The organism is Lapidilactobacillus concavus DSM 17758 (assembly GCF_001435835.1).
Lineage (GTDB): Bacteria > Bacillota > Bacilli > Lactobacillales > Lactobacillaceae > Lapidilactobacillus > Lapidilactobacillus concavus.
Genome location: NZ_AZFX01000059.1, coordinates 61,442 through 74,121, shown reverse-complemented (window position 1 = coordinate 74,121; position 12,680 = coordinate 61,442). Strand labels below are relative to the sequence as shown.

Sequence of the window (12,680 nt, the reverse complement as noted above, 5' to 3'; positions counted from 1 at the left end):
GCACGTTTTCGAAGGCTCCAATTTTAGTCGAAAGCTACTTTTAGCTTGCTAAAAGAACTGTAGACGGCCCCACAGCAGGAACAACTATTTTCCGTAGCAACTTCGGCGAATAGCAATAAAAAAATTTGATTTTCTCAATTCGTTATTCTAGACGTACGACTAATACAAATATTCATGCCAAAGAACTTGTCATTTTCGATCGAAATGTACTAGTAATTGTCGTGAATCTAAATATTAGTCGTATCTCAATTTCGCCATTTAACGCAATCACGATCTTTAAAACGTGATTATTATTTTTTGTTCGAAGAAAAATGCTGCAAGTAAATCACACCCAGTTATTTTGAGTTACCGACTAAACTAGAAGTTGCGGAAGACAATGGGCATGATTGCAGTGACAGTGCTATAAGCTCGAAACGTGTTTCGAGCTTATAACACGGGCAAAACTTTAGATTTTGTGCAACAAAAGCTACAAGTTTTAGGCGAAAGCTACTTTAGAAGCTTGCTTCTAAAGAGCTGCAGCCGGCCCCACAGGCTAGCATGCCCATTGTCTGTAGCAACTTCGGGTGGCACATCCCACAGCATGAACAACCATTTTCCGCAGCAACTTTGGTTTACCGACCGGCGGCGACTTTGGTTCCAGAACGCTTAGCTGCAAACATAAGGAATAGCTATCTATACAAACAAAGCCCCTTTGCATGCTATACTTAAAGATAATAGAGAAACAATTGGAGTAGAACATGCCAAGAATTTTAGTTGTGGATGATGAGCCGAGTATTCGGCAATTGATCACTTATAATTTACAGCAGGCACACTATGATGTCGTAACCGCGGCGGACGGGGAATGTGCGCTGAATTTAGCGTTGCATCAGGAGTTTGATTGCATCGTCCTGGATTTGATGTTGCCTAAAATCGATGGTATCGAGGTGACTAAGCGTTTGCGTCGCGCCAGCGTGCAGACACCGTTGATCATGCTGACGGCTAAACAAGAGGAGGCCGATAAGATTATTGGTCTTGAATTGGGCGCGGATGATTATATGACCAAGCCGTTTAGCCCGCGTGAACTATTGGCGCGAATTAAGGTATTGGGTCGGCGGGGTAAATTGAAAGCACCTGTGCATCAGGCGCAAGAGGCGGCGATAATTTATTTTGGGCCGGTCAGTTGGCGACGGGATCAGCATCATTTGCATCGCGGAGAACAATCCTTAGCGTTGACTAAGAAGGAATATGAATTACTTTCGTTCTTAGTGGATCAGCGAGGTAAAGTGGTGACACGCGAGCAGATCATGGAGAATGTTTGGCAAACACAAGAAGCGGTGATGAGCCGAATGGTGGATATTCAGATTAGTCATCTACGGGATAAAATTGAGATTGATCCTAAAAATCCACAATTTTTGCAGACAGTCAGAGGTTTCGGGTATCGATTAGATGGAGGGCAGTCAGAATGAAAGTTAATTTGAAGTTACGGCGTTTTTGGATCGGGTTGGTTGCGGTCATTTTTTATTTATTGATGTTCTTTTTGGTTAACCATTTTTTGGCGACGAATCAACAGGATCAGCTGCGTCATTTTGGCGCGGAATATCAGCAAGAGGTCACGACTGCCGACCATACGCAAACCTTTGATCGTTGGCGGAATAATTTTCAACTCTATGCGATTGACTTGCCGGCGAAGGGTTCGAATGAACTGAGTCGTGTGGCCAATAGTGTGGTGGATCATAATCTGGTTAACTCGAATCGGCCGTTTACGCGGATTCAATACAAGGGACAGGCTAATTGGCTGTATCTCGTTAGTGACGCGCAAAATACGCGTCAGGCGGTTCTGGTGCAACCTATTAATACAATTCAGAAAAATTATATGCGGACATGGATGATGTTCACCGTGGTGTATCTCTTCATTGTCGGCCTGCTGAGCTTGTTGTTATTCCGTGCCAGTCAAACGCGTAAGCAACGTATTAAGCAGATCACCGAGAATCTAAAAGTGATCGAAACTCACCAAGAGCAGGAGCCAATTATTTTGACGCCGAATGATCCCCTGTTTAACCTGGCCAGTACGGTCAATCATTTGGGGCAGTCGGTGAACAATCAATTTGCGGAAGCGCGCTTACAGAAGCAGAGTCTGCGTTCGCTGATCGAGAATTTGCCGCTAGGCGTGATGTTGCTGGATGAGAGTGGTCAGGTCGAGATGGCCAACCACGCATTGGGTGAAATCATGAATACGCCTGTCTGGCCAGACCAGTTGGCGAATTATATGGACTATGTCAAGACTTATTCACTTAGTCGAATGATCGAGCATGCCTTGCGGAATCCAACCAAGCATACTCATCGTCGGCGTGATATTCAGCTGGTGGGTGATGAAGGTCGCTTCGTCGCGGCGGACGTGATTTCTCTCGTGAGTCACGGCGGTGCCGAGCCGAAACAAAAAGTACTCGTGATGCTCTACGATTTAACTGAAATCAAACAAAATGAGCGTGCTCAATTGGATTTTGTCACGAATGCGAGCCACGAATTACGGACGCCAGTTACTTCAATTGCAGGCTTTGCAGAAACGTTACTCGATGGCGCGAAGGATGATCCGGAGAAGTCGACTGAGTTCTTAACGATTATTCGTGATCAGGCACAACATCTTGAGGCGCTCATTCATGACATTCTGCTGCTTTCGAAGGCGGATCAAGATCAGCCTTTGAAGTGGGAAGCCATTGATGTAGCACAAGTTGTCGATGAAGAGCTGCAAGTGCTGCATCATCAGATTGATCAGCAACAACTTCAAGTTAAGGTCATGCGCGACGACTATCACGCACCAACATTGACGGATGAAGTGAAAATCCGGCAGATTATTCGCAATTTGCTAACAAACGCGGTTGCCTACAATCATCGTGGGGGTAAGGTCATCGTTCATTTACAAACGACGGATCATCAGTTGATTCTTCATGTTCAAGATACAGGTGATGGCCTCACAACAGAGGATCAAGCACGTGTCTTCGAGCGTTTCTACCGGACGGATCATTCTCATCAACACGATCAGGGTGGGACCGGTTTAGGATTGGCGATCGTTGCCAACTTAGTCGAACAGTTAGGGGGTCAGGTCAGCGTGAAGAGTCAACTTGGCGTCGGTAGTATTTTCACCACCGAGTTACCGCTGACTGACGAACACGTGTCTGCGAATGGATTGAAAGCCTAGATAAGTCACGATGATGGGCGATGATTCAGCTAGAAGATACGCCCTATCAAAAATTTACAAGACTTTTACATGAACTGTGCTTTTTTGTTACATGATATCCCTATACTGGTAGTAGTTATCATGGAGGAATAAAACTTGAAGAAGAAACTGATCACGTTATTGGGATTAACTTCTCTGATGATCATCTTGTCTGGTTGCGGCTTGAAGCAATCAGGTGAGTCGATCACTGCAGTCGGATCATCTGCACTACAACCCTTAGTTGAAGCGGCAGGCGATCGTTTCACTGAAGAGTATCCAGGAAAGTTTATCAACGTTCAAGGTGGTGGCTCGGGAACGGGACTCTCGCAGATTCAAGCAGGTTCTGTTGAGATCGGGAATTCTGACCTATACGCCGAACAGAAGTCGGGAATCAATGCCAAGCATCTCGTTGACCATCGCGTGGCTGTTGTTGGGGTTGCCCCCGTTGTGAACAAAAAAATACCGATCAAGAACTTGACCTTGAGTCAACTCGCTCAGATTTTTTCCGGGGATATTACGAACTGGCAAAAATTAGGCGGACCTGATCAAAAAATCGTGGTCATCAATCGCGCTCAAGGTAGTGGGACTCGTGATACTTTTGAACGCTGGGTCATGAAAGGACGCAGCACGATGCAGGCTCAGGAGCAGGATTCGACCGGAATGGTTCGCCAGATCGTGGCGTCAACACCGGGTGCCATCAGCTATATGGCATTTCCATACGTTGATCAAACGCTGCGGACGTTGAATATCGATGGGGTCACACCAACCGATAAAAATGTGCAGACGAACAAATGGCAAATCTGGTCGTATGAACACATGTATACGAACGGGAAGCCAGAGGGACTCACCGCGCAATTTATGAAATACATTCTTTCTGACACAATTCAAGACGAGATAGTTGGCGAGATGGGCTACATTCCCATCAAGGACATGAAAGTCAGTCGAACTTTAACGGGAAAGGTGGCAGCCATTAAATGAACAATGATGAGATTCGTGCCAGCCTATTGAAACGTTCACGGGCAAGTAAGAACGAACTTTTCGGTAAAATTATTTCTGGACTTTGTATTGCGATCATTGTCGCCGTCGTGGTCTCAATCTTCTATTTTGTGGCCTCCAAAGGGTTGGCAACTTTCTTTCACGACAAGGTTAACTTGTGGAAGTTTCTGACGGGAACGATTTGGAATCCAAGCACCACGGATGCACAGGGACATCCTCAAGTTGGCGCGTTACCAATGATCATTGGATCGTTCGCCGTTACTTTTCTCGCCGCAATTGTGGCAACGCCATTTGCAATCGGTGCGGCGGTTTTCATGACCGAGATCTCACCGAGAATCGGGCGTAAGGTGTTACAGCCGGTGATTGAATTACTCGTGGGGATTCCATCGGTTGTTTATGGTTTTATCGGATTGTCTGTGGTGGTTCCGTTTGTTCGCCATACTTTTGGCGGCAGCGGCTTCGGGATCTTATCGGGAACCTTCGTCCTATTCGTCATGATTCTGCCAACGGTGACTTCCATGACTGTCGATGCGCTCAATAGTGTGCCGCGCAATTACCGTGAGGCCTCCTTGGCATTAGGCGCGACTCGCTGGCAAACAATCTATAAAGTTGTCCTCCGCGCATCAGTTTCTGGCATCATCACGGCGGTCGTCTTCGGGATGTCTCGTGCATTCGGCGAGGCCTTGGCTGTGCAAATGGTTATTGGTAACGCCATGTTATTGCCAAGTAACCTAATTTCGCCGGCATCGACTTTAACCAGTGTGCTGACCATGGGAATGGGGAACTCAGTGATGGGCTCGCTTAGCAACAATGCGCTCTGGTCATTGGCGCTCTTATTATTGATCATGCCATTAATCTTTAACATCATCATCCGCTGGATCGGTAAGAGAGGAGCGATGCACTAATGAACGCACGTAAGTGGGATAAAGTTGCGACAACAATTTTATATTTGATTTCAATCTTCATTATTTTCGTCTTAGCGTTTCTGCTGCTCTACATCCTCGTCTCCGGCCTACCGAATGTTAGCTGGCACTTCATTACCGGCCGTTCAAGTTCATTTCAAGCCGGTGGTGGTATTGGGATTCAGCTGTTCAACTCGATTTATTTATTAGTTTTAGCAATGTTGATTTCCGTACCGTTATCCGTTGGCGCCGGTATTTATCTGTCTGAATATGCGCCGAAGAATTGGCTGACTAATCTTGTGCGTAACGCCATCGAGATTTTAAGCTCGTTACCTTCAGTCGTTGTCGGTTTGTTCGGCTTCTTAGTTTTCTCTATCAACATGAAATTTGGCTTCTCGATTCTATCCGGCGCCTTGGCGTTAACGGTCTTCAATCTGCCACTATTAACGCGTAAGGTCGAAGATTCGCTACAGTCCATTCACTATACGCAAAGAGAAGCAGGCTATGCCTTAGGACTTTCACGTTGGGAAACAGTGATCCACGTGGTGGTTCCGGCGGCTTTACCCGGAATTATTACCGGGATGATCTTAGGTATGGGTCGTATCTTCGGTGAAGCGGCTGCCTTGATTTACACAGCGGGCCAGAGTTCACCGCCACTGGATTTCAGTAATTGGAATCCGCTCTATATTGCAAGTCCCCTGAATCCATTGCGCTCGGCTGAAACACTGGCTGTTCACATTTGGAAGATTAATTCTGAAGGCATTATTCCGGACGCGACCAAAGTTTCGGCGGCGTCTTCAGCAATTCTGGTTTTATTCGTTTTACTTTTAAATTTCGCTGCTCGTTATGTTGGCAATCGTTTATACGGCCGACTGACTGGCGTAAAGGAGCGCAAGTAACCCATGCAGGAATATGATAAATCCGAGCGTTATCTGAAGGATCTCGATGATGGCAAACGTGAAATCGCGCTCTCGACAGACGATCTTCACGTGAGTTACGGGACCCACGAAGCCATTCACGGCGTGTCACTCGCGTTCGAACGTTTCAAGATCACCGCGCTGATTGGTGCCTCTGGTTCAGGCAAGTCGACTTATCTGCGTTCACTGAATCGCATGAATGATAATATTGCCGGGACAAAAGTAACCGGCAAGATTATGTATCGTGGACTTGATATCAACGGGAACAACATTGATGTCTACGAAATGCGTAAACACATTGGGATGGTTTTCCAACAGCCAAATCCCTTCGCCAAGTCGATCTATGAGAATATTACCTTCGCGTTGAAGCGTCATGGCGAGAAGCGCAAGGATGTGCTCGACGAGACGGTTGAGCGGACATTGAAGCAAGCCGGACTATGGAAGCAGGTCAAAGATGATCTTCATCAGAGTGCCTTAGCATTATCTGGTGGACAGCAACAACGTCTCTGTATTGCGCGAGCGATTGCGATGAAACCAGATATTCTATTGTTGGACGAGCCCGCAAGTGTCTTGGATCCTGTTTCAACTGCAACGGTAGAAGATACCTTGATGGAATTGAAGAAGGATTACACGATCGTTATCGTGACACATAACATGCAACAAGCCGGACGTATCAGCGATTATACCGCCTTCTTCCATCTGGGAGATGCGCTGGAATACGATGAGACGCGGAAAATCTTCACACGGCCGAAGATTAAGGCCACTGAAGATTATGTTTCCGGTCACTTTGGTTAATCTGATGATGATTGCCGATACGATTCAATTTAGGAGTAAACGAGATGTCTAAAGATAATAACTTGATCACTGTTCAAGATCTCCACGTCTATTACGGCCAGTTGGAGGCATTGAAGGGCGTCACGATGAATTTCAAAAAAAATGAGATCACCGCAGTCATCGGCCCCTCTGGTTGTGGCAAGTCAACGCTGTTGAAGACCATTAATCGGCTCAATGATTTAGTGGCGAATGTCACGGTCACAGGCACGATCAAAGTCGACGACCAGAATGTCTACGCGCCCAACATGGATGCTGTTGAACTACGTAAACAGGTGGGAATGTTGTTCCAGCAACCGAACCCCTTCCCATTCTCCATCTATGATAATGTGACTTATGGTCTCAGAATTTCCGGCGAAAAGAATAAGACCGTTTTAGATGAAGCCGTCGAAAAAAGCCTTCAGGCTGCCGCAATTTGGGATGAAGTCAAAGATCGTCTACACGACAACGCATTGGGCTTGTCAGGTGGTCAGCAGCAACGTATCTGTATTGCCCGCGTTTTGGCGACCAAGCCCAAGGTAATCTTGATGGACGAACCCACGAGTGCTTTAGATCCAATTTCTAGTGATAAAATCGAACGTACGATGCTGAAACTCAAAGAAGATTATTCAATCGTCATTGTGACCCGAAACATGCAGCAAGCCTCGCGTATTTCGGATCGAACCGCCTTCTTCTTAGCCGGTGAACTGATCGAGTTCGGCGAAACGAGAGACATCTTCATGCAGCCACAAAAGAAAGAAACCGAAGATTACATTTCCGGTCGTTTCGGTTAGCCGGTTGCAAACACCATTTAAAGGAGGAAACTAAAATGTTTAGACAGAATTTCGAAGATGAGTTAAACGACTTACACGTTCGCTTTTCCGAGATGGGCATGATGGTCAACGAGGCCATTTACAAGTCGGTCAGTGCCTTCATTGATCATGACAAGACATTGGCAAAAGAAGTCATTGCAGCTGATCAGCATATCAACGAGCGCGAAGTCGATTTGGAGAAACGGTCGTTTGAAATGATCGCGCTACAACAGCCTGTCACTTCTGACCTGCGCATGATTGTGACCGTGATGAAGGCCAGTTCGGATCTAGAGCGAATGGGCGATCATGCCGTCAGTATTGCCAAGTCAACGATTCGCGTGAAAGGCAACGTCCGCGTCCCCGAGATCGAAGAAGTTCTCGCTGAGATGGCAACGAAGGTCAAAACGATGGTTGAAGAAGTCTTGGATGCCTATGTCAAAGCCGACGTCAAACGTGCAACAGCAATTGCCGCGGAAGATAAAAACGTCGACGCCTTCTCAAACAAAATCTATCAGATGTGTGTTGCTGAGATGCAAGCCGATTCTGAAACGATTGTTGGGAGCATGGACTACATGCTAGTTGACAGTTTCCTCGAACGAATTGGTGATTATGTCACGAATATATGCGAATGGATCGTCTATCTCGATACCGGGAAATTGGTCGAATTAAATTCCAATGCCAAAGAAGAGAATGTGCTGTAAGATAAATATTATTAGAGATTCCAACTGAGATTAATTAGGTTGGGATCTTTTTTTGATGACGTCGCCGATTCTTTCCGTTGATTGCGTTGATTCGAGTCGCAAACTTGTGATGAACACACCAGTAAAAAGTCGAAATTGTTAAAAATAAGATTGCATTTACAAACATACGTTCGTATAATGAAGCTGTAGAATTAATCAGTTCAACTGGAGGAATCTCAAATGAATCTCAACGAATTTATCAATTACTTCGAGAGTTTAACAACCGCTAAAGCAGATTTTTGCGAAAAGGCGACCGTACATCAGCAGCAATTGAACGCAGAACGGGCACCGGCACGTCGCTGGAATCAAGCGGAGATCAACGTTCAAGTTGAGAAAATGTGGCATGAAGTTCTTGAACAGCTCTATCGTAATCTCAAGAATACAATCACGAACGATCAAAATCCAGATGAATGGCGCAAACGTTTAGACGCCGATGGATTCACGGATGAAATCGATGATTCAATTCGCGAAATCAGTTTCGAAACTGAGGATGATGAGTAAACAAGGGGCGATGGTGTTCAATAAAACAACAAACCAAGTGAAACAATGCGAACAGGTTAATATTCAATACAAATCTCACAAGGCAATTATTGATATATCTATCTATTGTGTTATAGTTAACTTGTAATCAAGATTAATTGATCCTCGTTAACATGCTATTGGTGTATAATTGTTGACCTATTTGCGTGCTGCAAACAGGAATCTAATTTAATCATTATTAAAGCCAAGATGACTTATGCTATAGTTGTCACGATTGATCTTTCACGAGGTTTACCATCGAGAATCAAAGAAAGGTTCAAATGGTGCCCTGATGAATACCAAATTAATCAAGAAAGTTTGCAATCTTGGCAATGTTATTTCATGGCTTATTTGGTTATTAGTGAAAATATCTTGGCCTGGTGCACCGTTATGGTTAGGAATTTCAATTCTAATCATTGCTAGTATTTTTGTGGTAATCAGTATAGTCGTCAGTCTTGTGGTTTGGTATAAATAAGGATCAATTTGCTTCTGAGTGGTCCTATTCAGCTTAAAGACTCACCGATAATCTTAAATCACCTCATAATTGTTAGACGGCCCTCTTACAATTATGGGGTATTTTGTTATAGGAATCACCCTTGCTAAAATTTCTATCAACTCAGTTGACGATGCACCAATAAAAAATGCCAAACAAAAAAACGTCCGAGTAAAATCGGACGTTTTTGCTGTAACCCTTTGAATAGGGATTATAGTTTTTGGTTGTAGAATTCGACAACAAGTGATTCGTCGATTTCTGGTTCGAGCTCATCACGTTCTGGTAAACGAACTAAGCTACCAGTTAACTTCGTGTCATCAAAAGTAACGAATGAAGGGCGACTTACAGTGCTCTCCAAGGCGCTCTTAACGATCACTAAGTTACGTGAGCGTTCGCGTAATGAGATTTCTTGGCCAACTTCAACTTCGTATGAAGGGATGTCAACGCGTTTGCCATCAACTGTGATATGGCCATGAGCAACTAATTGACGAGCTTGCGCACGTGTTGTTGCAAAGCCAAGGCGATAAACTAAGTTATCAAGACGACGTTCCAGTAAGATCATGAAGTTAACACCGTGCTTACCTTCTTTGATTTTACCAGCGCGAACGAATAAGTTTCTAAATTGACGTTCGTTTAAGCCGTACATCATACGTAATTTTTGTTTCTCACGCATTTGGGTACCATATTCTGACAACTTGCGACGGTTGTTAGGACCATGATCACCAGGTGCATAAGGGCGACGTGCTAATTCTTTACCAGTACCAGAAAGTGAAAGGCCGAGACGGCGAGAAACTTTCCATGATGGACCTGTATATCGAGACATAGGAAATCCTCCAAATATTTTTTTGGAGTAAAATACACGATCAAGGTTTAACATTCGTGCATTTACCATTGCAATCTTCGCCACGTGCAGCCGCGGGTTACGCAATTGAACTAGAAGGCAACGACACATGATCGTTGCACATTTCAGTTATGACGCTGAAATCAGTGAAGTCGTTGGTAAATGTTGACGAGCTTGCCGCCTTGTGCTGCATATTTTACACATCTACGATTTTACCAAATAATCGCACAAATCGCAATAGCCAATGGCTTTTCTATTGCACAGGCAGACATTTGGTGTCATAACCTGTAAAATATAATCGTGAGTACAACTAAGATTACGACGAGTTAAATAATAGGAGGTTATCTATGGCAATTCAGAAATCATTAGCGGATTACGAAGCCGATATTCCAGCGGTTCGAGCGTTGTTTTCACAGTCGGACGAAGGAAAGTTACTCGAATTCTTCGATCAACTGACGAAGGGCTATCAACGCGAGTGGGCCAAGTTTATCTTCGGCAGTAAGGCAACCGCGACCAAAGACAGACACATCGCTGAGATGAAAGAGGTATTGGCCGCTGGGTACAAATCTAAACGTGGCTATGCATCGGCGATGAAGGCACAACGAGCTGCGGATTAGGTCGTAGATTCGAAGTGTTCGGATCAGCAGCACCCACAGCACAGAAAATCATTGAAAATTCGCAAAATCTTGCAGAAAAACGCGGACAGGACTATATTTGAAGAGAACGGAGGTTTGACAAAATGAAAATTGCAATTGCCGGCGCGGGTGCAATGGGCTCGCGCTTTGGAACAATGTTGAAACGTGGCGGAAACGATGTGATCCTGATTGATACTTGGCCAGAACACGTGGCTAAAATCAATCGCGATGGTCTACAGATTGATACGGATCAAGGCAGTGAACAAGTTCAGATCGACGCATTTTTGCCACAAGATGTGAGTTTCAAACCTGAACTAGTTGTCTTATTTACGAAGTCGATGGGATTAGTAAGCATGTTGGAGGCTATCCAACCCATACTTACTCCCGAGACTAAGATCGTCTGCCTATTGAATGGCCTCGGACACACCAACGTCATTGAAAAATACATTAAAAAAGAAAATATTTTCATGGGGATCACTTTGTGGACCGCTGCCTTGTTAGGACCTGGTCACGTTAAATTAGTAGGTGATGGCAGCATCGAGATTCAGAATATTGATCCTGATGAAGAAGTTGCCGCAGAAAAGATCTGTCAAGTTTTTGATGCATCTGGTTTAAAAGCTTCTTACAGCAATAATGTGATGTTTTCAATCTGGCGCAAAGCCTGTGTTAACGGCACACTCAATACGTTGTGTACCTTGTTAGACTGTAACATCGCCCAGTTCGGACGCTTACCACAGTCAGATGCACTTGTTCACGAAATCGTCACCGAGTTTGCGAAGATTGCGGCTCACGAAGGCGTCTTGTTGAACGTTGACGAAGTCGCGCAACACATTGGCAAGCTGTATGATCCTAGCCAAGCCGGCGAACATTATCCAAGCATGTATCAAGACTTGATCATGCACCATCGCCTAACCGAGATCGACTACCTGAATGGTTACGTTGCCGCCCAAGCTGCCGAGCTGAAGTTACAAACGCCGGTTTGCGAAGCGCTGACGCAGATGATTCATGCAAAAGAAGTTTTGTTAGTTAAATAAAGACGAAAAGAGCGATGCGAGTTGAGCATCGCTCTTTTGTTTGCCTTGCCTCGTCGAAGTTACTGCGGGACGTGCAGCCCGAAGTTGCTACAGACAATGGGCATGCTAGCCTGTGGGGCCGGCTGCAGCTCTTTAGAAGCAAGCTTCTAAAGGAGCTTTCGCCTAAAACTTGTAGCTTTTGTTGCACAAAATCTAAAGTTTTGCCGTGCTATAAGCTCGAAACATATTTCGAGCTTATAGCACTGTCACTGCAATCATGCCCATTGTCTTCCGCAACTTCTAGTTTAGTCGGTAACTCAAAATAACTGGGCAAGATTTGTTGGCAGCCTATTTCTTCGAACGAAAAATGATAGTCAGACTAACAAATCGTGACTGCTTAAAAAGGCAAATTTTTTTATTGCTATTTGCGAAGTTGCTACGAAAAATGGTTGTTCCTGCTGTGGGGCCGTCTACAGCTCTTTTAGCAAGCTAAAAGTAGCTTTCGACTAAAATTGGAGCCTTCGAAAACGTGTTCCACAAGGCAACTTCTTGCGCTTAACCACAATTTCTAAACGATTCGTAACCGAATCATTCAGAAATTATCGTTAATGCTCAGAAGCTAACCGCCTTGTTACACACTCTATTCGAAGTCTCCAATTTACCCGTTCTGTAAGTCCGTAAAAATCGTGCAGACCAACAAAACTTTCACAGCATCACAATCATTTTCCTTTGCAACTTCTGATTCAGTCTAAACTATTGAATAACTGTTTCAGTGATAATTGTTAGTTTCTGCACTTAATTTCAAAGCC

General features: G+C 44.7%; 12 protein-coding genes. 11 read left to right on the top strand and 1 reads right to left on the bottom strand.

Annotated features, from left to right (window positions below; all coding sequences use genetic code 11):
• Window positions 1-737 precede the first annotated feature (737 nt).
• From FC15_RS05870 to FC15_RS05830, 9 genes are all read left to right on the top strand, one after another.
• The gene (locus FC15_RS05870; RefSeq protein WP_057824850.1) at window positions 738-1,445 is read left to right on the top strand and encodes a response regulator transcription factor; all 708 of its coding nucleotides are present in this window, start codon (window positions 738-740) and stop codon (window positions 1,443-1,445) included.
• On the top strand, window positions 1,442-3,175 hold the full coding sequence (locus FC15_RS05865; RefSeq protein ID WP_057824849.1) for a sensor histidine kinase: 1,734 nt from the start codon (window positions 1,442-1,444) through the stop codon (window positions 3,173-3,175). Before FC15_RS05870 ends, FC15_RS05865 begins: the two co-directional genes overlap by 4 nt.
• A 135-nt stretch (window positions 3,176-3,310) precedes the next feature.
• Window positions 3,311-4,171 carry a phosphate ABC transporter substrate-binding protein PstS family protein gene (locus tag FC15_RS05860; protein WP_057824847.1) on the top strand — a complete coding sequence of 287 codons (861 nt, stop codon included), beginning with the start codon at window positions 3,311-3,313 and terminating at the stop codon, window positions 4,169-4,171.
• A complete protein-coding gene (gene pstC, locus FC15_RS05855; RefSeq protein ID WP_057824845.1) occupies window positions 4,168-5,094 on the top strand; it encodes a phosphate ABC transporter permease subunit PstC in 927 nt (308 codons plus the stop codon). Before FC15_RS05860 ends, pstC begins: the two co-directional genes overlap by 4 nt.
• A complete protein-coding gene (gene pstA, locus FC15_RS05850; protein ID WP_057824843.1) occupies window positions 5,094-5,990 on the top strand; it encodes a phosphate ABC transporter permease PstA in 897 nt (298 codons plus the stop codon). The genes pstC and pstA overlap by 1 nt, the downstream gene beginning before the upstream one ends.
• Window positions 5,991-5,993: 3 nt before the next feature.
• Window positions 5,994-6,803 (top strand): phosphate ABC transporter ATP-binding protein PstB, encoded by an 810-nt coding sequence (gene pstB / locus FC15_RS05845; RefSeq protein ID WP_057824840.1) that lies wholly within the window; start codon window positions 5,994-5,996, stop codon window positions 6,801-6,803.
• Between the two features lie 44 nt (window positions 6,804-6,847).
• Window positions 6,848-7,612, top strand: a complete 765-nt coding sequence (gene pstB, locus FC15_RS05840) for a phosphate ABC transporter ATP-binding protein PstB (RefSeq protein WP_057824838.1) — start codon at window positions 6,848-6,850, stop codon at window positions 7,610-7,612.
• 35 nt (window positions 7,613-7,647) lie between these two features.
• Window positions 7,648-8,331, top strand: a complete 684-nt coding sequence (gene phoU, locus FC15_RS05835; RefSeq protein WP_057824836.1) for a phosphate signaling complex protein PhoU — start codon at window positions 7,648-7,650, stop codon at window positions 8,329-8,331.
• Between the two features lie 219 nt (window positions 8,332-8,550).
• Window positions 8,551-8,871, top strand: coding sequence for a hypothetical protein (locus FC15_RS05830; protein WP_057824834.1), 321 nt, complete (start codon window positions 8,551-8,553; stop codon window positions 8,869-8,871).
• A gap of 722 nt (window positions 8,872-9,593) precedes the next feature.
• Here FC15_RS05830 and rpsD read toward each other — a convergent pair.
• Window positions 9,594-10,205 carry a 30S ribosomal protein S4 gene (gene rpsD, locus FC15_RS05825; protein ID WP_057824832.1) on the bottom strand — a complete coding sequence of 204 codons (612 nt, stop codon included), beginning with the start codon at window positions 10,203-10,205 and terminating at the stop codon, window positions 9,594-9,596.
• A 365-nt stretch (window positions 10,206-10,570) separates the two neighbouring features.
• Here rpsD and FC15_RS05820 point away from each other — a divergent pair, with 365 nt between their 5' ends.
• Together FC15_RS05820 and FC15_RS05815 are read left to right on the top strand one after the other, a co-directional pair.
• Window positions 10,571-10,840, top strand: a complete 270-nt coding sequence (locus tag FC15_RS05820; protein WP_057824831.1) for a YdeI/OmpD-associated family protein — start codon at window positions 10,571-10,573, stop codon at window positions 10,838-10,840.
• A 122-nt stretch (window positions 10,841-10,962) separates the two neighbouring features.
• On the top strand, window positions 10,963-11,892 hold the full coding sequence (locus FC15_RS05815) for a 2-dehydropantoate 2-reductase (protein WP_057824829.1): 930 nt from the start codon (window positions 10,963-10,965) through the stop codon (window positions 11,890-11,892).
• Window positions 11,893-12,680: the final 788 nt, after the last annotated feature.

Coding starts and splice junctions, on each gene's coding strand:
- FC15_RS05870 (WP_057824850.1), top strand. CDS start 738: ATGCCAAGAATTTTAGTTGTGGATGATGAGCCGAGTATTCGGCAATTG.
- FC15_RS05865 (WP_057824849.1), top strand. CDS start 1,442: ATGAAAGTTAATTTGAAGTTACGGCGTTTTTGGATCGGGTTGGTTGCG.
- pstC (WP_057824845.1), top strand. CDS start 4,168: ATGAACAATGATGAGATTCGTGCCAGCCTATTGAAACGTTCACGGGCA.
- pstA (WP_057824843.1), top strand. CDS start 5,094: ATGAACGCACGTAAGTGGGATAAAGTTGCGACAACAATTTTATATTTG.
- pstB (WP_057824840.1), top strand. CDS start 5,994: ATGCAGGAATATGATAAATCCGAGCGTTATCTGAAGGATCTCGATGAT.
- pstB (WP_057824838.1), top strand. CDS start 6,848: ATGTCTAAAGATAATAACTTGATCACTGTTCAAGATCTCCACGTCTAT.
- phoU (WP_057824836.1), top strand. CDS start 7,648: ATGTTTAGACAGAATTTCGAAGATGAGTTAAACGACTTACACGTTCGC.
- FC15_RS05830 (WP_057824834.1), top strand. CDS start 8,551: ATGAATCTCAACGAATTTATCAATTACTTCGAGAGTTTAACAACCGCT.
- rpsD (WP_057824832.1), bottom strand. CDS start 10,205: ATGTCTCGATATACAGGTCCATCATGGAAAGTTTCTCGCCGTCTCGGC.
- FC15_RS05820 (WP_057824831.1), top strand. CDS start 10,571: ATGGCAATTCAGAAATCATTAGCGGATTACGAAGCCGATATTCCAGCG.
- FC15_RS05815 (WP_057824829.1), top strand. CDS start 10,963: ATGAAAATTGCAATTGCCGGCGCGGGTGCAATGGGCTCGCGCTTTGGA.